This window comes from Burkholderia cenocepacia (assembly GCF_900446215.1).
In the GTDB taxonomy this organism is placed as follows: domain Bacteria; phylum Pseudomonadota; class Gammaproteobacteria; order Burkholderiales; family Burkholderiaceae; genus Burkholderia; species Burkholderia cenocepacia.
The window spans coordinates 451,181-473,422 of the sequence record NZ_UAQZ01000013.1 but is presented as its reverse complement, the minus strand read 5'-3'; the positions used below and the strand labels follow the sequence as shown (position 1 = coordinate 473,422).

The window sequence follows — 22,242 nt, the reverse complement described above, 5'->3', positions numbered from 1 at the left end:
CCGGGTCAGGAGAGGGGCTTGCCGGCCGCGTCGTAACGTTGCCAGTAGTGTTCGAGCTTCAGCGTGCGCAAGGCATTGTCGAGATATTTCGGCTCGAACCAGCCGTCGACGTCGACCGGCTGGCGGATCAGCTTCAGGTTCAGCGCATCCTGCGCGACGGCCTTGTAGCGCGCGATGACGAACGGGTCGATCAGAGGGGACAGGCGGTCCTTCAGGCGCTGGTTCGCGTAGTCGTCCTGCCACGACGAATACGGCACGCCGCTTTTTGCCCACAGCTTGAACAGCGCATCGCGGTTCGCCTCGTCGGACGACCATTGCGCACCCTTCACGAACGCGGTGACGACGCGCTGCACGATGTCCGGATGCGCGCGGTCGAAATCGTCGAGCACGAGCAGGTGGGTCTGGCGCGTCAGCTGCGGGCCGTCGTTCTGCGATTCGTAGATGATCTTCGCGAGGCCCGCGTCGCGCAGCTTGTATAGCGCGTAGTCGCCCACCGACGCGTCGATGCCTTTCGACGCGAGCGCGGCGAGCGAACTGGCGGCGTCGAGGTTGATCACGCGCAGGTCACGTTCGCCGAGGCCGTTCTTCGCGAGCGCGTTATCGGCGACGAGCTGCAGGTTGGTGCCGCGGAAGATCGACACGCGGCGGTCCTTCAGGTCCTTGATCGAGCGGATCGTCGAGTCGGGCGGCACCGCGATCTTGATGCCCGAGCGCACGCTCGCGGCGAGCAGCAGGCGCGTCTTGATCCCGTTCGAGCGCGCGAGCACGGCGGGCAGGTCGCCCTGGTACGCGAAGTCGAGCGCCTTGTTGGCGATCGCCTCGTTGACGGCCGGGCCCGCGCCCTTGAAGAACAGCCATTGCACCTTGATGCCGTCGGCGGCGAATTCCTTCTCGACGAGCTGTTGCAACTGCACGGTGGCGGCGCTCGATCCGCCGAAGGTGGGGGGATCGCCGGCGCCTTGCTGGGCAACGCCGATACGCAGGGTGGTGGGCTTGTCGGCGTGCGCGGCGGCGGCCGGCAATGCAACGAGGGACGCGATCAGCAGCGATCGCAGCAGGCGCAGTGGAAGCATGGAATCGATGGATCCGGGACGTTGGGGAACGAGGCCGGGCCGCAGCCCGTCGGGTCATTCTCGGTGACGCCCCGGGGCCGGACAAGCAACGATTTGAACTATGCTTATCGCCGCGCGGGGGATCGCGGCAGGGAGCCTGCGCGCCGCAGCAGCACGAGCAGCGCGATCGATATGACGGCGGGCCCCATCTGCGGCAGCTTCATCCACGGATTCAGAAACTCGTACAGCGGCAGCGCCCACATGACGGCGACGATGGATTGCTCGCCGCGCCGCCAGCCGTACTGCGAGCCGATGGCGATCATGCACGCGATCGGGACGCACAGCCACGACAGTTCGTAGTGCCAGACATACGGATTGGCGGCCAGCGTCGCGACGACGAGTACCGCACCGCGCAACCGCGCGTCCCGGCTGCGGCGCCAGACGCAGCACGCTGCCGCGAGCGCGATTGCCGCGATGGCGGCTTGTCCCGCGAACGCGAGGGCCGGCGGCAGGCCGGCGAGCCGAAACGCCGCGAACGGCGTCGGCGACGCAAACCAGAACGGCACGCCATGTTCGATGATCAGCGAACGCAGCGCCCCGGCATTCTGCAGAAACAGGCGGAGCGGTTCGATGCCGCCCGCCGCGATCCCCAGCGCGGTGATGGCGGTCGCCCAGGCCGCGGCCCACGCGAACGCGCGCCACGCGCGCGCGGCAATCAGCACGAACGGCAACAGCATGGCCAGTTGCGGCTTGACCGACAGGAGCCCGATACAGAGGCCGGCCAGCATCGGCCGCCGGTCGACGAAATACACGGCGAGCGCCGCACATGCCGCGGTCAGCATCGCGTTCTGTCCGTACATCGCGGTGACGAGCACGCCCGGGCAGGCGAGCAGCGCGAGCCAGCCGATGCGCGTCGCGCCGGGTACGGCGCCGAACCCCGACACGCGCCACACCGCGAGGCCGAGCAGCACGATGCCGAGCACGACGAACAGCGGATAGCTGATCGCGTAGGGCAGCAGCGCGAGCGGTGTCACCGCGAGCAGATACGACGGCGGGTACAGCCACGGCAGGAACACATGGCGGCCCGCCGACGGGAACAGTCCGGCGAGCGCGCGCGAGAACGCGGGGACGTCGTACGCCTGCCACGGCGAGCCGTGGAGCATCAGATGGGACGCGGACCAGAACACCATATACCCCGAGCCGGGGCGGAACGTGTCCGAATCGGTCGAATGAAAGCCGATCCAGAGCAGGATCGACCCCAGCAGCACGCCGATCACCAGCATGACCGCGCTGTAAAGCGCGATGCGTCCGGGGGTGAGCCAGACGCGGACAGGGCGTTCGTCGCGCCGTATCGACGAGCCGGAAATATCCATGCGGCGCTACTTGACCGACAGATTGCGCGGCGCCTGCGCGCCAGCCACGACCGTCTGCCGGCGCCGGGCCGTCGCGATGCGCCGGACCGGAAACTGCAGCAGCTTCGAGCCGTCCGGGGCCCCGGCGTGCCGTGCGGGCTGCAGGCCGGCCTGCGCATCGGCCCGGTAGCGGCGCCGGACGAGGTAGACCGGGCGCTGCTTCGATTCATGATAGATGCGGCCCAGGTATTCGCCGATCACGCCGATGCCGATCAACTGGATGCCGCCGACGAACAGCATGACCGAGATCAGCGACGCGTAGCCGTGCACCGGATTGCCGAACAGCAGCGTGCGCATCACGATGTACGCGCCGTAGACGAACGACAGCACGGCGAACGCGAGGCCGATGTAGGTCCACACGCGCAACGGCACGGTGCTGAAGCTCGTGATGCCCTCGAGCGCGAAGTTCCAGCGTCGCCACCCGGAGAATTTCGAGTGACCGCCGCTGCGTGCGGCGCGCGTGTATTCGATGATCTCGGTCCGGTAGCCGACCCACGCGAACAGGCCTTTCATGAAGCGTCGGCGCTCGGGCAGCGCGCGCAGCGCGTCGACGACCTGACGGTCCATCAGCCGGAAATCGCCGACGTTCTCCGGCATCTCGACTTCGGACAGCTGGTTATGCACGCGGTAATAGAGCGCGGCGGCCACGCGCTGCATCAGCGGGTCGCACCTGCGGTCGGTGCGCTTCGCGGCGACGACCTCGGCGCCGGCGTGCCAGCGTTCGAGCATCGCGGGGATCAGCGCGGGTGGGTCCTGCAGGTCGGCGTCGATCAGGATCACGGCGGCGCCGGCCGCTTCGTCGATGCCGGCGGTCAGCGCGGCCTCCTTGCCGAAGCGCCGCGTGAGGTCGACGATGCGCACGCGCGAATCGGCGACCGCGATGTCGATCAGCTTGTCCAGCGTGCCGTCGCGGCTGCCGTCGTTCACGCAAACGATCTCGAAGCGCGCGGTGCCGATCGCTTCCAGTATCGGAACGGTGGTCGCGAAGAACGCATCGATCGCTTCTGCTTCGTCGTGAAACGGCACGACGAGCGATACCAACGGCTTCAGGGTGTGCCTGGACATACGTCCCCCCGTGAGATCCGGTCTGCGCCGCATTGTCTGGTCCTGTTGTCGCCGAACGTGCGGAAACGGGTCCGGATCGGCGCGCGTTTGTGTTTGTGATGGGCTCGATGGCGTGCCGCGGGCCGGGCGGCAAGCCGTCAGATCATTCTACGCAGGAATGTCACACAGGTGACAGCGTGCGCGGGTTTGTTCGGGGGCGGGATTTCGCGATGCAGCGGCTCGCCGGGGCGCCGAGGCGCCGAGGCGCCGTCCGGACCGCGCGTGCGTGCGCAACGGTTAGCATGTCGACTGGAACGACGGCGACGGAGAGGGCTATGCAAGTCCAGGATCTGACCGGTGCGGCGCTGGATTACTGGGTCGCGACCGCGGAAGGCCACGAGGTGCCGCGTGCCGACGCGTCCGGCTGCACGTCGATCCGCGAACCGGGCGGCGTCCCGACACCGTTCGCGCCGTCATCGTCCTGGGCGGACGGCGGTCCGATCGTCGAGCGGCTGCCGTTTGCCGGGTTCGAGCGCGACGGCGGGCGAGGTGCGTGGCGTGCCGTGCTGCACCGCGCGGTGCCGGCCGCGGGCGAGCGCTGCACGTTCAACCAGTCGGGGCCGACGCTGCTGATCGCCGCAATGCGCACGCTCGTCGCGTCGACGTTCGGCGACGACGTGCCGGATCTCGATATGGCGCGGCCGCGCTGAGCGCATCCTCGCGCCGCATCGCTCACGCGGACACCTGCCGGATGGCGATCGATGCAACGTCGACACGGCGCGGCAGGATCGCGTCCGCCGCCGCGCGATCGGCGACGTGCTGCAACACGTCGATGTCGGCGCCGCTGAGGCTGCGCTGCGCGAGCGCGGCCCGGCGCGCGATGTCGGTGGCCGCATCGGGCGGCAGGCGCGTGAGCGACGCATAGACGCTCGCGTAGTCGGCCGGGTGCGCGAGCGCCCACTGGCCCGCGCGGGCGAGCCGCGCGAGCACGTCCGCAAGCGCCGCGCGCTTGCCGCGATCGTCGAGTGTCTCGACCGGCGACGTCAGGAACGCGAGCCCCGAATTGATGCCGCTGCCGTCGCGGACGATGCGCGCGCCGCGGCGCACCGCATGCCCGTAGTACGGATCGAACGTGGCCCAGATGCCGATCCGCTTCGCCTCGAACGCGGCGAACGCGTCGACCGGCAGCACGAAGCGCACGTCGACGTCGCGCGGCGCGAGCCCGTGTTCGCGCAGCGCGCCGTACAGCTGGTATTGCGAGATGCTGCCGCGCGCCGATGATACGACCACGGTTTGCCCTTTCAGGTCGGCCACGGCGCGAACCGGCGAGTCGGGCTGCACGACGATGCCGAGCGACGCCGGCGAACCGACGCGCGTCGCGACGATCCGCAACGACGGATCGCCGAGCGCGGCCGTCAGGACCGGCAGGTCGCCGGCCGGCGCGAGATCGATCGCGCCCGCGCGCTGCGCTTCGAACAGCGGCGCGGCGCCCTGGAAGTTGGCCCAGCGGAACCGGTACGGCGTGCCGTCGAGCACGCGCGCCGCTTCGGCGAGCGCGCGCAGGCCGCCGGCCTGGTCGCCGAGGACGAGCGTGACGCCCGACAGATCGGCGCCGGCCGCGCGGGCGGGCAGGGCAAGGCCGCCCGCGAACGGCGCGGCGGCGAGGGCGGCAAGGCGCTGCAGCGCGCGGCGGCGCGCTGGGGCGGAAGCGTGGGGCATCGGCGGTGTGTCCTCGGTGATCCGCGCGCGGGCCGCGCGGCTGCCGGGCAGGTTACGGAATCGGTTTCCGGCCGACAAACATCGAATCGTGAAATGCATATTCGCGCGGCGGGCGCCGGTGCGGCCGGCGTCGACCCGACGCCCGGACGCCCGGGACGCTTGCGCGGGCGCTTTACGCGGCCGGCGGCATCGTGCGCAGGAATGCCCGCACCGCAGGCGCCTTTTCGAACCGCCGGTGCGCGAGCGCGAGTTCCGACATGATCGGCTTGCCGGCGATCGGCCGGTACACGACGCCCGGCAGCGACACGCAACCGGCGAGCGCGTCGGGAATCACCGCGACCCAGCCGTTCACCGACACGCACGCGAGCACCGCGAGCAGGCCGCCCGGCCGCGCGGCGACGACCGGCGCGAAGCGGCCGCGGCGCGCGACTTCAAGCGTGCCGAGCGCCTGTTCGGGCACCGCGAAGCGCGCGTCGGCGAGGTCCGCCGCGCGCACGGCGGCCATCGCCGCGTAGCGCGAATCGGCGGGCACGGCCGCGACGAACACGTCGCGCTGCAGCGTGACGATCCGCAGGCCGCCGGGCAGCGCGAGCGGCGGGCGCACGTACGCGAGGTCGAGCCGGCCGGCGTCGAGCTGGTTCGCGACGTCGTCCATCGGCACTTCGCGCAGGTTCAGCTCGATGCGCGGGTGAGCGGTGCGAAATGCGCCGACGGTGCGCTGCAGCGTGCCCGAATACACGGCCGACGACACATAGCCGATCTCGATCCGGCCGAGTTCGCCGCGTTCGGCCAGCGCGGCGAGTTCGCGGCCGCGTTGCAGATGCTCGACCGCGGCGCGCGCTTCCGCGAGATAGGCCTCGCCGGCGGCGCTCAGCGTGACCGCCCGGCGCGACCGGTGAAACAGCCGCACGCCGAGCACCCGCTCGGCTTCCTGGATCTGCCGCGTGAGCGCGGGCGGCGCCATGTCGAGCGCCTCCGCCGCGCGCGCGAAATGCAGATGTTGCGCGACGCTCAGGAACGCCCGCACGTGACGGAATTCGAGCCGGTCCATGGTTGCAATTTTCGTCAATAAAACAGCATTGAAGTGTCAATGACAGGCAATACGGGACAAGCCTAGCATACGGCTCGCTCATCCTGTTCCGGAGTGCCGGATGTCCCAGTCTTCACCGGCGTCGCGCACGAGCGCGGCTGCCGTCCCGCGCACGGGCACCCGCCTGCCTGCCGCCGCGACGCTCGCCGTCGCATCCGCGACCTGCTCGCTGATCGTGCTCGACACCAACGTGGTGGCCGTCTCGCTGCCGAGCATCGCGCGCAGCTTTCATGCGAGCTTCGCCGATATCGAATGGGTCGTGAGCGCGTACATGACCGCGTTCGCCGCGTGTCTGCTGCCGGCCGGCGGGCTCGCCGACCGCTTCGGACGCAAGCGGATGCTCTTCACGGGGCTCGCGCTGTTCCTTGTCGCGTCGCTCGGCTGCGGCATCGCGCCGTCGGCCGGCTGGCTGATCGCCGCGCGTGCGGTGAAGGGCGGCGGCGCCGCGCTGCTGCTGACCGCGGCGCTCGCAGTGATCGCGAACCGTTTCCCGGACGGCCGCGAACGGGCCCGTGCGTGGGCGATCTGGGGCATGTGCATGGGAATCGTGACGGCCATCGCGCCGCTCGTCGGCGGCGCGATCACGCAATGGATCGGGTGGCGCTGGGTGTTCCTGCTGAACCTGCCCGTCTGCCTGCTGCTGGCGGCCGGTGCGCGCGTCGCGATCGACGAATCGAACGATCCGCATGCGAAGCGCGTGGATGCGGCCGGCAGCCTGCTGTTCGGCGCGGCGCTCGCCTGGGCGATCGGCGCGCTGATCGGTGCGCCGTCGCACGGCTGGCTGTCGGGCGCGACGCTTGGCCGGCTCGCGCTCGCGGCCGCGCTGCTGGCGGCGTTCGTCGGAGCGGAGCGCTGGCAAGCGCGGCCGATGATCGATCTCGCGCTGTTTGGCCAGCCGCGCTTCGTCGGCGCCGTGCTCGCGATGTTCGGTTACGCGGCGTGCGCGCAGGTGATGATGACGTTCCTGCCGCTGTACCTGCAAAACGCGTTCGGGATGTCGGCGATCGACGCGGGGCTCGGGATGCTGCCGTTCGCGTTCGCGATGATCGCCGGTCCGTCGCTCGGCGCGGCGCTGGCCGCGCGCGTGTCGTCCGGCGGCGTGCTGGCGGGCGGGCTCGCGCTGATCGGCGCCGGCAACCTCGCGACCGCGGCGCTGACGGCCAGTGGCGACTACCGGCTCGTCGCGCTCGGCATGTTCGTGACGGGGTGCGGCGCGGGCATCATGAACGGCGACACGCAGAAGGCGATCATGGCGTGCGTGCCGCCGCATCGCACCGGCATGGCGTCGGGCATCAGCACGACGACGCGCTTCTCGGCGATCGTCACGGCCGTCGGCGTCCTCGGCGCGGTGCTGGCGGCGAGCACGCATGCGCGGCTCGACCGCCTGCTGTCCGCGACACCTGGCCTGCGCGTATTCGCCGATGAGCCGTTCATGTCGAGCCTGCTGGCCGGCGATCTGGCGCAGGCGCTCGGCCGCGTGCCGCCGGCCGCTGCCGGCACCCTCGCGCGGGCGGCGCCCGTCGCGTTCGCGAGCGGGTTCGCCGATGCGCTCACGGTGAGCGGCGTGCTGGCGCTGGTTGCGGCCGTCGTTGCATACAAGTTGCTGACGCAACCGATGCGCGAAGGCACGTGATGTGAAACGATGTGAAGCATGCGCAACGTCGCGCACGATCCTGCTGTTTGTCGACGTTCGGGGCGATCGTGTCGCTGCCGGTGATTCGATCGAGTGGCCACCGGCGTTCGCGATGCGACGTCCACCGACACGGGTTCGACGCGTCATCCCGACGATTCGGCACGGCGCGGGTGAACAGGACCGGTCTGACATGCGGCCGCCGAGCGGATCATGCCGGCCCGGGTGCGGTGCCGGTCAGTGCAACTTCGTCGCGGTGCGGTGGATGCGTGCCGCGTGCGCGACGCGCGCCGGATGCGACGCATGACAATGCGGGGCCGGTCTGCGGCGCGTGCGCCGGCTGGGTTCGGGCGGCTCGGCGGCGGCCGGCGCGGTTTTCGCGGTGTCCGCATCGGGCCCGGAAGCGGATACGGCGGCGACCGCCGCGACCGCAGGCAGCCTCGCCTCGGCGTCAAGCCATGCGCGCGTCGCCTCGGCGATCAGCCCGCGCAGCCAGCGAACGCCTTCCGCGCACGGCCCCGATTCGTTCCACGTCATCCGGTACACGATATCCGGCGGCTCGGCCGGCAGCGCGACCGCGGCGAGCGGCAGCAGCTTCGCGTAGTGCCGCGCGAGCCGGTACGTGGTGGTGAGGATCAGGTCGGCGCGCACCAGTGCGTGCGCGGCCAGTTCGAAGTGCGGCAGCGTGACGACGATGCGCCGCTGCAGGCCCACGCGTTCGAGCTGCCGGTCGATCGCGCCCGACGCTTCGAGCCACGACGGCGTCGGGCACAGCTGCGGCGCCGCCGCGAATCCGGCGGCCGTCATCGCGCCGCATCGCGCGAGCGGATGCGTCGCGCGCATCAGGCACACGACGCGGTCGTCGAACAGGTCGTCCTGCCGGAAGCGCGACTGGCGTGCGGGCCGGTTGTCGATCACGACGTCGAGTTCGCCGTCGGCCAGCGCGCGCTCGTCGTCGAACCCGTCGCCGAGCGGATGAAACACCAGTTGCGCGTTCGGCGCGCGCTCGCGAAACAGCGCGACGAGTTTCGGCACGAACAGCACGTTCAGGTAGTCGGGGCAGCCGATCCGGTAGGTGCGCACCGACGTGCGCGCGTCGAACGTCGGCTGCTGGATGCGGATGAAGTCGATCACGCGCAGCGCGTTGCGCAGCGGCTCGATCAAGCGCGCGCCGAACTCGGTCGGCACCATCCCGTAGCGGCTGCGCACCAGCAGCGGATCGCCGAGCAGCGTGCGCAGGCGCTTGAGCGCGGCGCTCGTCGCCGGCTGCGACATGTTCAGGCGCACGGCCGCGCGCGACACGGTGCGCTCGGTCAGCAGCACGAGCAGGATGCGCATCAGCCGTGCATCGAGCATGTCGAGCGCGCCCGTGGCGTCGGACGCGCTACGGCGCAGCGCGGTCGGGTCTAGCGGGTCCGGCATGCCGATCGGCCTCCCGGCGATACGAGGCGGCCGCACGATGCGGCCACCGGCCGGCGGCCCGTCATTTTGCGAAGGTTCCGGGCCAGCCGACGATCCGCTTCGGGCGCGGCGGCGCATACGTGCGGACCTTCGACGTCTTCAGCTTCAGGCGCACCAGCGACTCGGCGAGCGCGACCGCGGCCGACACGCCATCGACCACCGGCACGCCCGTGCATTCCTCGATCTGCCGGTCGAGGCCGGCCATCCCGCCGCAGCCGAGGCAGATCACTTCCGCGTGATCGTCCTTCACCGCGCGTTGCGCCTGGCCGACGATCGATTCGATCGCGCGAGCCGGGTGCGCCTCGAGTTCGAGCACCGCGAGGCCGCTCGCGCGCACCGACGCGCAGCGCGCATCGAGCCCGGCGAGCTTCAGGCGATCCTCGATCAGCGGCACCGTGCGGTCGAGCGTCGTGACGACCGAGTAGCGATGGCCGAGCAGCATCGCGACGCTCGCGGCCGCTTCGGTGATGTCGACGACGGGCACCGTCAGCAGTTCCTGCAGCCCTTCGCGGCCGTGCTCGCCGTAGCCGGCCTGGATCACCGCGTCGTACGGCTCGTCGTAGCTCAACACGCGATCCATCACGGCGATCGCCGCGAGGTAGCTCTCGAAGTTGCCTTCGATCGACTCCGCGCCGAAGCGCGGCGTCAGCCCGACGATCTCCGTGCCGGGCGACGCGGCGGCCTGCGCCTGCGCGGCGATCGCATCGGTGATCGACTCGGTCGTGTTGACGTTGACTACCAGGATCCTCATTGCTGACTCCGTATGCGTGTGTATCAGTGTTGCGCGCAGGCGACCGCGATGTGCTCGCCCGAACGTTCTTCGTAGTGCCGTGTGCGATCGGCCAGCAGCCAGTACACGCTGCCCGCGATCGCGGCGCCGAGCAGCCACGAGAACGGCGTCATCGCACTGAAGGCCGGTACGACGGCGAGCGTGATCGAGATCAGCGCGGACGGCACGAGCGCCGCGAGCGCCTTGCGGTTCACGCCGCGCGTGTAGAAGTAGGCGCCGGTCGGCGCTTCGGTGTAGAGATCGGGCACGTTCACGCGCTGCTTGCGCACCAGCCAGTAGTCGACCGTGATGATTCCGTACAGCGGGCCGAGCAGCGCACCGAGGCCGGACAGGAAATAGACGATCACGATCGGGCTGTTGTACAGGTTCCACGGCAGGATCAGCACGGCGATCGTCGCGCTGATCAGGCCCGCGCGGCGGAACGACAGGCGGTGCGGCGCGAGGCTCGTCAGCACGAAGGCCGGCGCGACGAAGTTCGCCATGATGTTCACGGCCACCGTCACGATCAGGAAGGCGAGGCAGCCGAGCACGAGGAACAGCTTGTTCGGCACCGTCGCGATGATTTCCGTCGGGCTGTGGATGATGTGGCCGTTCAGCTTGAACTGCGCGCCGGCGAGCACGAAGCTGATCGTCGCGAACACGAGGATGTTGACCGGCAGGCCCCAGAAGTTGCCGACGCGCACCGTCTTCGCGCTCGGCGACGAACGGGCGAAGTCGCAGAAGTTGAGCACCAGCGTGCCGTAGATCGCGAGCCACAGCGAGCCGCCCGCGAAGATTTCTGTCCACATTTTCAGGCCGGTCATCGGCTTGCCGATCGACATCGCGAGCTGGCCGCCGGTGCGGCTGAACATCCACGCGGCGAGCGACAGCGTCGTGACGAGGATCACCGGGCCGGCGAGCCCCTCGTACTTGCGGACCATTTCCATCCCGTACGTGAGGATGCCGATCTGCACCAGCCAGATCGCGACGAACGTGATCCAGCCGAGCGTCGACAGCCCGAAGATCGCATTCTGGTCGAACGCGGCGAGGCCCGGCCAGATCGCGGTGAGCAGCACGCGCAGCACGACGGATGCGAGATAGGTCTGGATGCCGAACCATGCGATCGCGATCACCGCGCGGATCATCGCGGGCAGCAGCGCGCCGTAGATGCCGAAGCTCATCCGGCTGATCACCGGGAACGGCACGCCGGTCTTCTGGCCCATGTAGCCGGTCAGGTTCATGAAGCAGTACACGAGCACCGCGCCGATCGCGAGCGACGCGAGCATCTGCCAGCCCGACAGGCCGAGCGCGAACAGCCCGATCGCGAACGAGTAGTTCGCGATGTTGTGCACGTCGTTGGTCCACAGCGCAAAGATGCTGTAGCGGCCCCATGTCCGGCCCTCGGCCCGGGTCGGCGCGAGATCGGGGTTATGCAGCCGCGGGCTCAGCGCGGGATCGCGCGCGGCCGTGTCGGTTCGATGCGATGCGTCGTCCGCGCCGAGCCCGAGGCCCGTGCGGTGGATGGCTTCCAGTTGCACGCCGTTGTCTCCTTCCATGTGCGGGGCGCGACACCGGCCGCGTGGGTACGCAGCGCGGTCGGCCGCCGTGGACGTTATGTCTCGGATTTGTTCGCGAGTATGGGCGGCGGGCCGGACGATGGGAAATTAAATATTCGGCTGGACGTCATTTGGAAAACGAATGGAACGCGGGCGGCCGCGGCGGCGGGGAACGGCACGCAAATTGCGAGTCAGCGGGTTCCATCCACATCGACATCAGCGGAGGTGTCATGCAGCGATATTCACTTCGTCACGTATCGCGAGCCGTCTTCGCCGGCATCCTGATCGCGGGCCTCGCGGCAGGCGCAGGCTGCCAGAAGAAGGGCGACAACGGCGCGACCAGTTCCGACTCGGGCGCAGCCAGCGGCATGTCGGTCGCGCCGTCCACCGCGCCATCGGGCACGCCGAGCAGCGGGGCGGCCGGCACCCCCGGCGACGCCGGCGCGAGCATGCCGGGCGCGGCCTCCGCGCCGGCCGGCGCGAGCGGCGGCTGACGCGCGCCGGTAGTCGGGCGGGCGGCGCGGCGGCGCGTCGTCCGCCGCGCGGGTGCGGTGCCGGCGGGCACGCGCGCCGGACGGCGTGCGTGCGCGGCCGTGCGCATGAAAGATTTGCAAGGACCGTTGTAGCGATTTCCGGCCCGGAGGCGACGGCGTGACGCCGGCGTCCGCCGGCCGGGCAAGGAGGTGCGATGCAGAACGCGGAATCGAACCCTACCCCGGAAAAGCAGCGGGAACAGATCGAGAAAAGCCCGGTGAAGACACCGGCGGCCGGCGACATGCCCGACGCGGCGACCCAGGCCGCGCAGGTGGCGCGGCGTCCGCTGACGCCTGAAGCGGTTGCCGGGAAGATGCCGACCGGCCTGCCGGCGATCGACGTCGACGCGCATGCGGTCGACAGCGGCGATCCGGTGCGCCGGGCCGCCGGCCGGATCGTCACGCTCGACAACGCGAACATGGCGATGACCGACAACACGGTCGACGTCGACGGCAAGGGCATGGAGGCGCGCACCGGCGCGTCGGAGCTGCAGGACAACGTGATCTATTCGAACGCGTCGCTCGACGAGGCGGTCGACACGCCCGACGAAGGGCTCGGCGGGATCGAGAGCCGGCCGTCCGGCAACATGCCGCAGATCGCGACGCGGCCGGGCTGGCGTGTGCGCCATGTCGGCGACGTCGATATCGAGCACGGCGACGGCACACGCGCCGAGCACGTGATCTGCCTCGAACGGTCCGACGACTGATACCGCTGACCGACACGCGGCGGCCGATGCGAGCGCACCGGCCGCCGCGATCGTTTTCGGCCCTTACTGCGGCCCGAGTTCCTGCGCGGACGTATCGGCGTCGTTGCCCTGGGCGACGAGCACGTGAATGTCGTTCGGCGTCACGTCGCCGACCCCGCCCGACGGAATCGTCAGCAGCAGCCAGTCGGCGTTGTTGCCGATGTTGACCGGCGCGGTCTTGAGGATCGGCGACTTGCTGCCGGCCGTCGTGACGACCACCTGGTAGGTGCCGCCGTTCAGGTAGACCGAATCCTGCGTCGTGGCCGGGACGGCGTTCTGGTAGGCCGCGCCCGCCATCGTCGGGCTGACCGTCGTGATGTCGGTGCCCGGCGCGACGACGTACACGTCGACGTTCTGCGCATTCGGCGATGCGTTGAAGCTGCGCACGCGCGCCTTGTCCGACAGCAGGCCCTTGTCGTACGGGTCGTCGATGACGGAGATCAGCGACGTCGTGCTCGGCAGCGCGATCGTCGTGTAATGGTGACCGTTCGCCGCGCTGAACGATTGAGACGCGACGGTCGAGGTCGTGCCCGACACGTCGTAGCTCGCGGTCTGCGTGCCCGAATCGATGTCGTGATAGCGCGTCACGCCCTTGTAGGCGACACCCGACTGATCGACCTTCGCATTCAGGTAGTAGTCGAGGTTCGGGCCGGCCGGCACCGCGTTGATGAAGCGCGCCTGCGGCTTCGAGATGCCGAGTACGGTCCCGGCGTCGTCGCCGCCGCCGCATGCCGTGAGCATGGAAATGACCGAGCACAGGGCCACTATCGTTCGTATTGATTTCATGTCGTCCTCTCGTTCAGGAAACCTGCATTGCGATGCGGGACCGCCGCGCAGAGAACCGCGCGGAGCGCAGCGCCGGTTGGAAGGAAGATGCTGTCCGCCGGATGGCGGGCGCGGGGATGACGCAATCGACGTGCCTGTGCGGCGCAAAAACCGGCGAACGACGGTGGCGTGGGGCAGGCAGCGCGCACGCGCCGGGATGGCGGCGTGCGCGGGAGGACGTGGGGAGCGTGCGGGCGGACCGCGCGAGCGGCGCGGTTGTAAAAAGGGAGCGTCGCGCGCGCGGCGCGAGGCGTCAGCGGTTCACGAGCCGGGCCGGGTAGGCGAGCGCGAGTGCGCAGCCGACCAGCATGCATGCGGCAAAACCATACAAGCCCGCGCTTTGCGAATGGAACGTATCGCGCAGCCAGCCGATGAAATAGGTGCTGCCGAAGCCGCCGAGGTTCGCGATCGAGCATGCGAACGCGATGCCGCCGGCGGCGGCCGAGCCCTTCAGGAACGTCGACGGCAGCGCCCACACGACCGGCATCGCGGCGGCCGCGCCGGCGTTGATCAGCGAGAACAGCAGCACCGTGCCGAGCGTGCCGTGCGACGACGAAGCCGCGATCGCCAGCGCGACGGCCGACACCATGAACGGTACGACGATATGCCAGCGGCGCTCTCGCGCGCGGTCGGAGCTCGCGCCGCAGTACAGCGTGGCGAGCACGGCGGCGGCGTTCGGGATCACCATCAGCCAGCCGATGTGATACGCGTCCTTCACGCCGGTGTCGCGCAGGATCGTCGGCAGCCAGAAACTCACCGCATACAGGCCGAGCAGCACGCACAGGTCGATCAGGCCGAGCGCCCACACCTTCGGATCGGAGAATGCCTTGCCGAGCGCGTGGCTCTTGTTGCCGGACGGATCGGCGTCGAGATTCGCGCGCAGCACCCGCTTCTCGTCGGCGTTCAGCCATTGCGCGGATTCGATGCCGTTGGGCAGCCAGCGCAGCACCGCGAAGCCGAGCAGCACCGACGGCAGCGCCTCGAGCAGGAACAGCCACTGCCAGCCGCCGAGCCCGTGCGCGCCGTCGAACGCCCGCATGATCCAGCCGGAGATCGGACTGCCGATCATGCTCGACAGCGGCAGGCCGACCATGAACAGCGCGACGATCCGCGCGCGGCGCGCATCGGGATACCACTGCGTCAGGTACAGCAGCACGCCCGGCAGGAAGCCGGCTTCGGCGGCGCCGAGCAGGAAGCGCACGATGTAGAACTGCATCGGCGTGTGCACGAACATCGTCGCACCCGACAGCAGGCCCCACGTGATCATGATCCGCGCGATCCACAGCTTCGCGCCGACGCGCTGCAGCACCAGATTGCTCGGGACTTCGAACAGGATGTAGCCGGCGAAGAACAGGCCGGCGCCGAGGCCGTACACGGTGTCGCTGAACTTCAGCGCATCGAGCATCTGGAGCTTCGCGAGCCCGATGTTGATGCGGTCGAGATAGGCCGCGAAGTAACACAGGCAGAAGAGGGTGATGAGGCGCAGCGTGACCTTGCGATAGAGAGTGCCGTGCAGCGCGTCGTCGGGGGAAACGGCGGCGCTCGGGTGTGCGGTAGACATGGGACTGCCCCTGTTCGAGTGTGACGGATGAATGGGTGGCTCGATCGACGCGAGCGGACGTTCCGCTGCGCACTGGAGTCTGTATATCACGTCAAATACGTAGCGTACACACTAGAAAATACCGAAGCGCACAGGCATGGATATGGCAGCCGGAAAGCAAGCGTTTGCATGAGAAAAGGCCGTGTTTGAAAAGGGGTTTTGCTCGATATGGAGCGTGCGCTGAAAAGGTCGGCTCATCGCGGGAGGCATGCACGAAATTCGTGCGTATGCACTCAAAATTGAAGTGTGTGCACGAAGATCTGCCGCAGCACGCGAGCGCATGTCCGGCAGGCGCTGCGATGGTGCTCGACCCGGCCGGCGCACCGATGCGATGGTCGGACGCATCGCCGCGATCGGGCGGTCGTCACGCGCGACTTGCACGCGATGCCGCGAATCATGATGCACCGCAATGACGCGCCCGGCCGGTCGCCGGTCGCACCGATTTGAGGGTGTACACTGCTTGTCTTTCATTTGCATGCAGGCGTGGGCCGGCACTCTCATGGCGTCTTCCAAGGATTCGTACGATTTTCACGACCAGGTCGGGCATCTGCTGCGCCGCGCGTATCAGCGGCACGTTTCGATTTTCCAGGAAGCGATTCCCGATTCGGATCTCACGGCCGCGCAGTTCGTGACGCTGTGCGCGGTCAAGGAGCGGCAGGCGTGTTCGCTGAACGACATCGTCAAGGCGACCGCGATCGACCAGGCGACGATTCGCGGCGTCGTCGAGCGGCTCAAGACACGCGCGCTGATCGAGGTGTTGCCCGACCCGAACGACGGCCGCAAGCTGATCGTGCGCGCAACCGCGGCCGGCCTCGCGCTGATCGACCGCACGGTGCCGTTCGCGCGGCAGGTGACGGAACGCACGTATGGCGCGCTCAATCCCGGCGAGCGGGTCGCGCTGCAGTTCCTGCTGCGCAAGATGATGGAAGAAGACGGCGACGCGTGACGGGTGACGCGCGGCGCGGGCCGCCCTACGTCGCGCCCGCGGTGACCGGTGCGCGAGCCGCGTCGGCGCTCATCAGCCGGCCCGCTTCGCGCAGCGCGGCGCGCACCGTTTCCGGCGTGAACGGCGGGGCGTAGAACCGTACGCCGGTGGCATCGAACAGCGCGTTCGCGACCGCCGCCGGCCCCGGCACCGATGCCGATTCGCCCGCACCGAGCGGCGGTTCGCCTTGCCGCGGCATCAGCACGACGTCGACGTCCGGCACTTCCGCGAACGTCAGGATCGGGTAGCTCGCCCATTCGCGCGACGCGACCTTGCCGTCCGCGAACCGCACGCGTTCCTTCAGCGTGCGACTCAATACCTGGATCACGTTGCCGTGGATCTGGTGGCGCACGCCATCGGGGTTGATCATCGTGCCCGTGTCCTGACCGACCGTCACGCGCTCGATACGAATCTCGCCCGACACGCGATCGACGCTCAGGTCGACGATCCACGCCGACCATGCCGCGCCGAAACCGGGGAAGCGGCTGTGCACGTAGCGCGCATACGCGATCCCGCGGCCATGCACGAGCCGCGATGCGTCGCGTTCTTCGCGTTCGTTCGTCGGGCGCGGCGCGCGCGGCGTCCAGCCCGCGCGGTCGGCCACTGCCTGCAGCAGTTCGGTTGCGCGCAGATCCTGCAGATGGCGCAGCCGGAACGCGAGCGGATCGACGCCGATCAGCGCCGCGCATTCGTCGACGAATGCATCGTGCGCGAACGAATTCGGCAAGGCCGATACGCCGCGCAGCCACGATGCGCGCACGAGCGGCGCGAGATCCTCGCAGACGAAGCGCCGATGCGGGCTCGCATACGGCGACACGGCCGTGCGGTCGCCCATCTCGAACACGCGCGGTTCGGGCGCGATCGCGCCGGTCAGCAGCGCCGCGAGCAGCGGCGCGTCGTTCGACGGGTAGCGTGTCGTGAAGTCATAGCCGAGCAGGCGGCCGTCGCGCGTGACGGTGCCCGTCACCCGCATCGACTGGCCCGCGCCTTTCGGTTCCCACAGATGTTCGTCCGCGCGCGACAGTTGCACACGCACCGGGCGGCCGACCGCGCGCGACAGCAGCAGCGCGTCGCCGCACACGTCGTCCGCGCCGTTGCGGCCGTAGCAGCCGGCCGCTTCCATCCGCACGATGTCGACATCGGCTTCGTCGCGCGCGACGAGCGTCGCGAGGTCGTAGCGCAGCGACACGGGATTCTGCGTGCCGGACCACACGGTGATGCGCCCGTCGCCGGGCGCGCGGTAGTCGGCGAGCGCACAGGACGGGCCGATCGACCCGTGCATCTGGAACGGCCACGCGTAAGTACGCGACAGCGTGAGCGTGTCCGGTTCCGATCGCGCGGCGTCGACGTCGCCTTCGTCGAGCAACACGCGCCGTCTGGCCGGCGCGGCGGCGATCGCGGCAGCCGGTTCGTCGAGCGGCGGCAGCGCGGGCAGCGGCCGCCACGTCACGCGCAACTGGCGCGCGGCGCGGATCGCCTGCTCCTCGCGCTCGGCGACCACGCCGACGAAATCGCCGAGCACGACGACGGCCACGAGCCCCGGCACGTCGGCCACCGACGGGCGATCGACGTCCAGCAGCGACGTGCCGACGAACGGGCCGCTGTCGTGGCCCGCGTACGGCGGTCGTACGACGCGGCCGTGCAGCATGCCCGGCACGCGCATGTCGTGCACGAACGTGAGCTGGCCGGTCGCCTTCGCGGGCAGGTCGACGCGCGGCGACGCGCGGCCGACGATCCGGTATCGAGCCGGGTCCTTCGTGCGGGCGTTCAGGTCGAGCGTCAGCGCGATCCGCCGCGCGGCGACGAGCGCGGCGAACGTGATCGTGTGTCCATCGGCGGAAATCGTTCCGTCGTCGATGTCCAGCCGCGCCGTGTCGACGCCGAACCGCTCGGCGGCGAGCGCGAGCAGCGCGTGACGGGCCTGCGCGGCCGCGCAGCGCAGCGGCGTCGCGGCAATCTGGATCGTCGCGCTCGCGATGGTCGGGCCCTGGTTCGGCGTCGCGGCCGTGTCGCCGAGCACCATCGTCACGCGCGCGGCCGGCACGTCGAGTTCTTCGGCGACGATCTGCGCGAGCGACGTGCGGATGCCGGTGCCGAGATCGACGTGTCCGTTGAATGCGAGGATGCGGCCGTCGTCGAGAATCGCGACGAAGACTTCGGGCAGCGCCGGCACGTAGGACGACAGGCTGCCCGGCTGGCCGGGCGCCGGCTTCACGGGCGGCGCGGGCGGCCGGATCACGGTCAGGCAGCCGGTGCGCGCGAGCAGTTCGGAGCGGTTCACGGGGAGAGGTCCTGTCGAGGGCGGCGCGGCCGGCGGGTGATGGCGTCGGGCAGCGTGCGGGGCGGCGGCGCGCGTGAAGTCAATCTAGGTCGCCAAAAGCGCAGCGTCAATCGCGGGCGGCACACCGGCGCCGCCCGCGATGCGTCGCGACTCAGCGTGCGCGGGCCTGCACGGCGTCGATCGCCGCGATCGCATCGTCGAGCGGCATCACGGCCGCATATTTCTGCTGCATGTCGAACAGGTTCGCGTCGTGCGGCGCGATCGCGCGATCGCCGACGCAATCGGCGAGCACGAGCGGGCGGAACCCGTGCGACATCGCGTCGACGACGCTCGCGCGCACGCAGCCGCTCGTCACGGCGCCCGCGACGAGCAGCGTCTGCACCGCGCGCTGCGCGAGCCACGGCGCGAGCTGCGTGCCGAAGAACGCGGACGGCACGGTCTTGCGCACGACCAGTTCGCCCGGCGCGGGCGTGAGTTCGGGCACGATCGCGCTGTTCGGATGATGCTCGGTCAGCGTCGCCATGCCGGGCACCTTCAGCGAGAACACGTTGTCGTCGCTGCCGTCGTCCGCATACACGATGCGGCTGTGCGCGACCGGCCAGCCGCGTTCGCGCGCGAGCGCCAGCGCATGCGTGGTGCGCGCGATCGCCGGCGCGATGTTGCCGCCGCCGAAGGTCGCGGGATCGGCGAAGCCGACCACGAAGTCGACGATCAGCAGGCCGAGGTTGCCGTGCGGCGGCAGCGGCGTGCCGAAACCCTGCTGGCGATACACGTTCGCTTCGGCGTGACGGGAAAGATCGTTCATGGTGTCGGGCTCGTCGGTATCAGGCGGGTTGGTCGGTCACGCGGCCTTCGCGCACGACGGTCTCGCCGTCGAGTTCGACCGTGCAGCGGCGCAGCGGGATGTCGATATGGCAGGTGGTCGTGCGGCTGCCGCCGCCTTCGTTGTTCGGGCCGAGCGAGAACAGGAAGTTGCCCTCGAACGCGCGCGCGTCCATCCCGATCGTCGCCTCGCGGTCGTACAGCCCGAGCGTCGACCAGCGCGCGCGCGGCTGCAGCCCCCAGCCGATATGCGAGATCGCATAGCCTTCGGGGTCGGTGAACGTGTCCATGTAGTCGCGCAGCAGGTCGGCGTCGACGCCGCCTTCGATGCGCGTCGCGTAACCGCCTTCGACGGTCAGCGCGATCGGCTCGCGCACGTAGTGCTTCTGCGGCAGCAGGATGTCGCCGCGGTCGATCACGATCGTGCCGCGCGCGGTGCGATCGTTCGGATAGGTCAGCGCGAAGCCGCTCGGCCAGTGATCCCAGCGGCCCGGCGCGTCGACGAAGCCGTATTCGGCGGTCGGCGGGAACTCGCCGAGCGGGCACACGAGCGCGGTGCCGGCCGCCGAGCTCACGCGCATCGCGCGCGCGGCGGCGATTTTCTTCGATGCGGCGAGCACGCGCGTGCGGTCGGCCAGGGTCGGCACCATCCGCACCAGCACTTCGGGCGGCTCGACCGCGAGCAGGATCTTCGTGCCCGATTTCAGGATGTCGTGCTGCTCGGGCGAGAACAGCAGCGTCATCAGGTCGAGCACGAGGTCGCTCTCGCGCAGCGCGGCGATCGCGGCGCGGTTGCCGGTCAGCGGCGTCGTGCCGAGGTAGGCGAGCGGGTCGCGGCTGAATGCCTTGTCGCCGTTGACGGGCGGCAGGTCGAGCCGGTTGACGATCGCGCCGAGCGACTGCGTCGCGATCAGCGCGCACGACAGCGTCTGCGGATGGGTGGCCGCGCTCGTCAGGATCGTGACGGTCTGGCCCGGCTCGAGGCGCGACAGCGTGAGGACCTGCTTCCACGCGTCGATCAGTTGGGTATCGCTGACTGGCATCGTCGGCTCCGGTAAAGGCGTGAAGGAAAGCGGCGGACGCCGCGCTCAGGGCGCGAGCGGCGCGCCGAGGAAGTCGCCGAACGCCGTGTAGAAGCCCGCCGCGTTGTCCCACGGGATCATGTGGCCGGCGTCGGGCACGCGCACGTGCCGCATCGTCGGCGTCGCGCGCTGCAGCTCGGCGACGTCGTCGTCGCGCACCACGTCGCCGCGCTCGGCGGTGATCAGCAGCGACGGCACGGCCAGTTGCGCGGCATCCGCGTGGAAATCGTCGGTGTGGAAGCCTTCGTACGACGTGCGCACCGCGCGTTCGTCGCAGGTGTGCAGCCATTCGGCGCGCAACTGCAGCTCGGCATCGGTCCAGGTCGGGCAGAACGCGCGCATGCCCTCGGCGTCCGTGCCGGCACGCGCGAGCGCCATCGAGTCGATGTACCACGGCAGCTTGCCCGGGTAGTCGCGGCGGTTCGGGCCCGAGACGGGCGGATCGACCAGCACGACGGAGGCGAGCCCGCGGATGCCGCGCCGGGCCGCGCGCGCGGCGATCCGCGCGCCCATCGAATGTCCGACGAGGCTCGTGCGCGGCAGATCGAGCGCGGCGACGAGCGCCGCGACGTCGTCCGCCTGCGCATCGAGACTGTAGTCGAGCGACGGCGACGCGTCCGACAGCCCGCGGCCGCGCACGTCGAGCACGTAGGTGTCGAACGCCGCGCCGAACACTTCGCCGACGAAGCCCCACGTGATCGCGGGGCTCGTGATGCCGGGAATCAGCACGATCGCCGGGCGCGACGCGCGCGCGCCGGTCGCGCCGCCGTAGCGCAGATAGTGCTGGCGGATGCCGTTGGCGCGGACGTTCGCGCCGTACAGGAAAGTCGAGGACATGAAGATGCTCCGAAGTAGCGGCGGCGCTCAGTACGCGCCGGACAGCAGCGCGCCGGCGCCGGGCACGACCGGTTCGAGATCGAGTTCGCGCAGCATCGCGTAGGTGGTCGCGATCGCCGCGGTGATCACCGGCTTGCCCGTCATCGCCTCGACCTTCGCGACGGCGGGCAGCGACGGCATCTGCACGCACGCGGACAGCACGATCGCGTCGGCGTCCTGGTACGGCAGCGTCTTCACGATGTCGGGCAGGCGCGCCGGATCGTGGCGGCCGACGTCGAGGTTGTCGGGGATTTCCAGCGCGCGGTACGCGAGCACGTCGAAGCCTTCGTTGCGGATGTAGTCGACCACCAGCTCGGTGAGCGGCAGCATGTACGGCGCGACGACGACGATGCGCTTCGCGCCGATCACCTTCAGCGCGTCGACCAGCGCACCCGCGCTCGTCAGCACCGGCGCCTGCGCGCCGTTGTCGGCCGTGTGCTTCGTGAGGCGCGCCTGCGACACGCGGTGGTAGCCGTGCCCCATCGCCATGATCGCGACGAGGCACGCGTAGCCGAGCACGTCGACGCGCGCATCGCTCAGTTCCACCGCGCAGCGGTCGGATTCGGCGTCCATCGCCGCGAGTTCTTCCTTGACGACCTTCTTCATCCGCATCCGGCTCGAGTGATACGTAAAGCGCTCGGGGCGGATCGCTTCGCGCAGCCGCAGCATCGCGGGAATTTCCGTTTCCATCGTCGTGTTGGAACTCGGCACGATCTGGCCGATGCGGTAGGTCTTGCTCATGACGGGAGGCTCCGTGTC

Annotated in this window: 20 protein-coding genes; 5 read left to right on the top strand and 15 right to left on the bottom strand. The window is 69.9% G+C overall.

The window, feature by feature from the left end; genetic code table 11:
• Positions 1 to 5: 5 nt before the first annotated feature.
• From DTA15_RS24660 to DTA15_RS24650, 3 genes are all read right to left on the bottom strand, one after another.
• Positions 6 to 1,073: an ABC transporter substrate-binding protein gene (locus DTA15_RS24660; protein ID WP_006486187.1), complete on the bottom strand. Its 1,068-nt coding sequence runs from the start codon at positions 1,071 to 1,073 to the stop codon at positions 6 to 8.
• 104 nt (positions 1,074 to 1,177) lie between these two features.
• Positions 1,178 to 2,425, bottom strand: coding sequence for a glycosyltransferase family 87 protein (locus DTA15_RS24655; RefSeq protein WP_006486178.1), 1,248 nt, complete (start codon positions 2,423 to 2,425; stop codon positions 1,178 to 1,180).
• A gap of 6 nt (positions 2,426 to 2,431) precedes the next feature.
• A complete protein-coding gene (locus DTA15_RS24650; protein WP_012493244.1) occupies positions 2,432 to 3,529 on the bottom strand; it encodes a glycosyltransferase family 2 protein in 1,098 nt (365 codons plus the stop codon).
• Positions 3,530 to 3,843: 314 nt separating this feature from the next.
• Between DTA15_RS24650 and DTA15_RS24645 the strand changes: the two genes are divergently transcribed.
• Entirely contained in the window at positions 3,844 to 4,218 is a 375-nt protein-coding gene (locus tag DTA15_RS24645; RefSeq protein WP_006486180.1) for a phage protein NinX family protein, read from the top strand.
• Positions 4,219 to 4,240: 22 nt separating this feature from the next.
• Here DTA15_RS24645 and DTA15_RS24640 read toward each other — a convergent pair whose 3' ends face one another.
• Both DTA15_RS24640 and DTA15_RS24635 read right to left on the bottom strand, forming a co-directional pair.
• Complete coding sequence (locus tag DTA15_RS24640) at positions 4,241 to 5,227, bottom strand: ABC transporter substrate-binding protein (RefSeq protein ID WP_034195660.1); 987 nt, start codon at positions 5,225 to 5,227, stop codon at positions 4,241 to 4,243.
• A gap of 172 nt (positions 5,228 to 5,399) precedes the next feature.
• Positions 5,400 to 6,278 carry a LysR family transcriptional regulator gene (locus DTA15_RS24635; protein WP_006491360.1) on the bottom strand — a complete coding sequence of 293 codons (879 nt, stop codon included), beginning with the start codon at positions 6,276 to 6,278 and terminating at the stop codon, positions 5,400 to 5,402.
• A 100-nt stretch (positions 6,279 to 6,378) separates the two neighbouring features.
• Here DTA15_RS24635 and DTA15_RS24630 point away from each other — a divergent pair, with 100 nt between their 5' ends.
• Positions 6,379 to 7,950: an MFS transporter gene (locus tag DTA15_RS24630; protein WP_006491361.1), complete on the top strand. Its 1,572-nt coding sequence runs from the start codon at positions 6,379 to 6,381 to the stop codon at positions 7,948 to 7,950.
• Between the two features lie 234 nt (positions 7,951 to 8,184).
• On the opposite strand, the gene DTA15_RS24625 is transcribed toward DTA15_RS24630, so the two are convergent.
• The 3 genes from DTA15_RS24625 to DTA15_RS24615 all read right to left on the bottom strand — a co-directional run bounded on the left by DTA15_RS24625 (position 8,185) and on the right by DTA15_RS24615 (position 11,733).
• The gene (locus tag DTA15_RS24625; protein WP_006488618.1) at positions 8,185 to 9,369 is read right to left on the bottom strand and encodes a LysR family transcriptional regulator; all 1,185 of its coding nucleotides are present in this window, start codon (positions 9,367 to 9,369) and stop codon (positions 8,185 to 8,187) included.
• Between the two features lie 61 nt (positions 9,370 to 9,430).
• Entirely contained in the window at positions 9,431 to 10,159 is a 729-nt protein-coding gene (locus tag DTA15_RS24620; protein WP_006488622.1) for an aspartate/glutamate racemase family protein, read from the bottom strand.
• A 23-nt stretch (positions 10,160 to 10,182) separates the two neighbouring features.
• Positions 10,183 to 11,733, bottom strand: a complete 1,551-nt coding sequence (locus tag DTA15_RS24615) for an NCS1 family nucleobase:cation symporter-1 (protein ID WP_021033461.1) — start codon at positions 11,731 to 11,733, stop codon at positions 10,183 to 10,185.
• Positions 11,734 to 11,963: 230 nt separating this feature from the next.
• Between DTA15_RS24615 and DTA15_RS38665 the strand changes: the two genes are divergently transcribed.
• Positions 11,964 to 12,227 carry a hypothetical protein gene (locus DTA15_RS38665; RefSeq protein WP_049017396.1) on the top strand — a complete coding sequence of 88 codons (264 nt, stop codon included), beginning with the start codon at positions 11,964 to 11,966 and terminating at the stop codon, positions 12,225 to 12,227.
• 194 nt (positions 12,228 to 12,421) lie between these two features.
• Positions 12,422 to 12,973, top strand: coding sequence for a DUF3005 domain-containing protein (locus DTA15_RS24600; RefSeq protein ID WP_006491052.1), 552 nt, complete (start codon positions 12,422 to 12,424; stop codon positions 12,971 to 12,973).
• A 63-nt stretch (positions 12,974 to 13,036) separates the two neighbouring features.
• On the opposite strand, the gene DTA15_RS24595 is transcribed toward DTA15_RS24600, so the two are convergent.
• Both DTA15_RS24595 and DTA15_RS24585 read right to left on the bottom strand, forming a co-directional pair.
• Complete coding sequence (locus DTA15_RS24595; RefSeq protein WP_006491053.1) at positions 13,037 to 13,798, bottom strand: DUF4397 domain-containing protein; 762 nt, start codon at positions 13,796 to 13,798, stop codon at positions 13,037 to 13,039.
• 292 nt (positions 13,799 to 14,090) lie between these two features.
• Entirely contained in the window at positions 14,091 to 15,398 is a 1,308-nt protein-coding gene (locus DTA15_RS24585) for an MFS transporter (RefSeq protein ID WP_006491056.1), read from the bottom strand.
• Positions 15,399 to 15,936: 538 nt separating this feature from the next.
• Between DTA15_RS24585 and DTA15_RS24575 the strand changes: the two genes are divergently transcribed.
• Positions 15,937 to 16,383: a MarR family winged helix-turn-helix transcriptional regulator gene (locus tag DTA15_RS24575; protein ID WP_006491051.1), complete on the top strand. Its 447-nt coding sequence runs from the start codon at positions 15,937 to 15,939 to the stop codon at positions 16,381 to 16,383.
• A 25-nt stretch (positions 16,384 to 16,408) separates the two neighbouring features.
• Here DTA15_RS24575 and DTA15_RS24570 read toward each other — a convergent pair whose 3' ends face one another.
• From DTA15_RS24570 to DTA15_RS24550, 5 genes are all read right to left on the bottom strand, one after another.
• Positions 16,409 to 18,703 carry a xanthine dehydrogenase family protein molybdopterin-binding subunit gene (locus tag DTA15_RS24570; RefSeq protein WP_006494110.1) on the bottom strand — a complete coding sequence of 765 codons (2,295 nt, stop codon included), beginning with the start codon at positions 18,701 to 18,703 and terminating at the stop codon, positions 16,409 to 16,411.
• A gap of 151 nt (positions 18,704 to 18,854) precedes the next feature.
• Positions 18,855 to 19,508, bottom strand: a complete 654-nt coding sequence (locus tag DTA15_RS24565) for an isochorismatase family protein (protein ID WP_006483545.1) — start codon at positions 19,506 to 19,508, stop codon at positions 18,855 to 18,857.
• A 19-nt stretch (positions 19,509 to 19,527) separates the two neighbouring features.
• Entirely contained in the window at positions 19,528 to 20,568 is a 1,041-nt protein-coding gene (locus tag DTA15_RS24560) for a 2,5-dihydroxypyridine 5,6-dioxygenase NicX family protein (protein ID WP_006483549.1), read from the bottom strand.
• 45 nt (positions 20,569 to 20,613) lie between these two features.
• Positions 20,614 to 21,444: an alpha/beta fold hydrolase gene (locus tag DTA15_RS24555; RefSeq protein ID WP_006483546.1), complete on the bottom strand. Its 831-nt coding sequence runs from the start codon at positions 21,442 to 21,444 to the stop codon at positions 20,614 to 20,616.
• Positions 21,445 to 21,471: 27 nt separating this feature from the next.
• The gene (locus DTA15_RS24550; protein WP_006483547.1) at positions 21,472 to 22,224 is read right to left on the bottom strand and encodes a maleate cis-trans isomerase family protein; all 753 of its coding nucleotides are present in this window, start codon (positions 22,222 to 22,224) and stop codon (positions 21,472 to 21,474) included.
• Positions 22,225 to 22,242: the final 18 nt, after the last annotated feature.

Excerpts from the sequence above, each read along its gene's own strand:
- DTA15_RS24660 (WP_006486187.1), bottom strand. The coding sequence starts at position 1,073 with ATGCTTCCACTGCGCCTGCTGCGATCGCTGCTGATCGCGTCCCTCGTT.
- DTA15_RS24655 (WP_006486178.1), bottom strand. The coding sequence starts at position 2,425 with ATGGATATTTCCGGCTCGTCGATACGGCGCGACGAACGCCCTGTCCGC.
- DTA15_RS24650 (WP_012493244.1), bottom strand. The coding sequence starts at position 3,529 with ATGTCCAGGCACACCCTGAAGCCGTTGGTATCGCTCGTCGTGCCGTTT.
- DTA15_RS24645 (WP_006486180.1), top strand. The coding sequence starts at position 3,844 with ATGCAAGTCCAGGATCTGACCGGTGCGGCGCTGGATTACTGGGTCGCG.
- DTA15_RS24640 (WP_034195660.1), bottom strand. The coding sequence starts at position 5,227 with ATGCCCCACGCTTCCGCCCCAGCGCGCCGCCGCGCGCTGCAGCGCCTT.
- DTA15_RS24635 (WP_006491360.1), bottom strand. The coding sequence starts at position 6,278 with ATGGACCGGCTCGAATTCCGTCACGTGCGGGCGTTCCTGAGCGTCGCG.
- DTA15_RS24630 (WP_006491361.1), top strand. The coding sequence starts at position 6,379 with ATGTCCCAGTCTTCACCGGCGTCGCGCACGAGCGCGGCTGCCGTCCCG.
- DTA15_RS24625 (WP_006488618.1), bottom strand. The coding sequence starts at position 9,369 with ATGCCGGACCCGCTAGACCCGACCGCGCTGCGCCGTAGCGCGTCCGAC.
- DTA15_RS24620 (WP_006488622.1), bottom strand. The coding sequence starts at position 10,159 with ATGAGGATCCTGGTAGTCAACGTCAACACGACCGAGTCGATCACCGAT.
- DTA15_RS24615 (WP_021033461.1), bottom strand. The coding sequence starts at position 11,733 with ATGGAAGGAGACAACGGCGTGCAACTGGAAGCCATCCACCGCACGGGC.
- DTA15_RS38665 (WP_049017396.1), top strand. The coding sequence starts at position 11,964 with ATGCAGCGATATTCACTTCGTCACGTATCGCGAGCCGTCTTCGCCGGC.
- DTA15_RS24600 (WP_006491052.1), top strand. The coding sequence starts at position 12,422 with ATGCAGAACGCGGAATCGAACCCTACCCCGGAAAAGCAGCGGGAACAG.
- DTA15_RS24595 (WP_006491053.1), bottom strand. The coding sequence starts at position 13,798 with ATGAAATCAATACGAACGATAGTGGCCCTGTGCTCGGTCATTTCCATG.
- DTA15_RS24585 (WP_006491056.1), bottom strand. The coding sequence starts at position 15,398 with ATGTCTACCGCACACCCGAGCGCCGCCGTTTCCCCCGACGACGCGCTG.
- DTA15_RS24575 (WP_006491051.1), top strand. The coding sequence starts at position 15,937 with ATGGCGTCTTCCAAGGATTCGTACGATTTTCACGACCAGGTCGGGCAT.
- DTA15_RS24565 (WP_006483545.1), bottom strand. The coding sequence starts at position 19,508 with ATGAACGATCTTTCCCGTCACGCCGAAGCGAACGTGTATCGCCAGCAG.
- DTA15_RS24560 (WP_006483549.1), bottom strand. The coding sequence starts at position 20,568 with ATGCCAGTCAGCGATACCCAACTGATCGACGCGTGGAAGCAGGTCCTC.
- DTA15_RS24555 (WP_006483546.1), bottom strand. The coding sequence starts at position 21,444 with ATGTCCTCGACTTTCCTGTACGGCGCGAACGTCCGCGCCAACGGCATC.
- DTA15_RS24550 (WP_006483547.1), bottom strand. The coding sequence starts at position 22,224 with ATGAGCAAGACCTACCGCATCGGCCAGATCGTGCCGAGTTCCAACACG.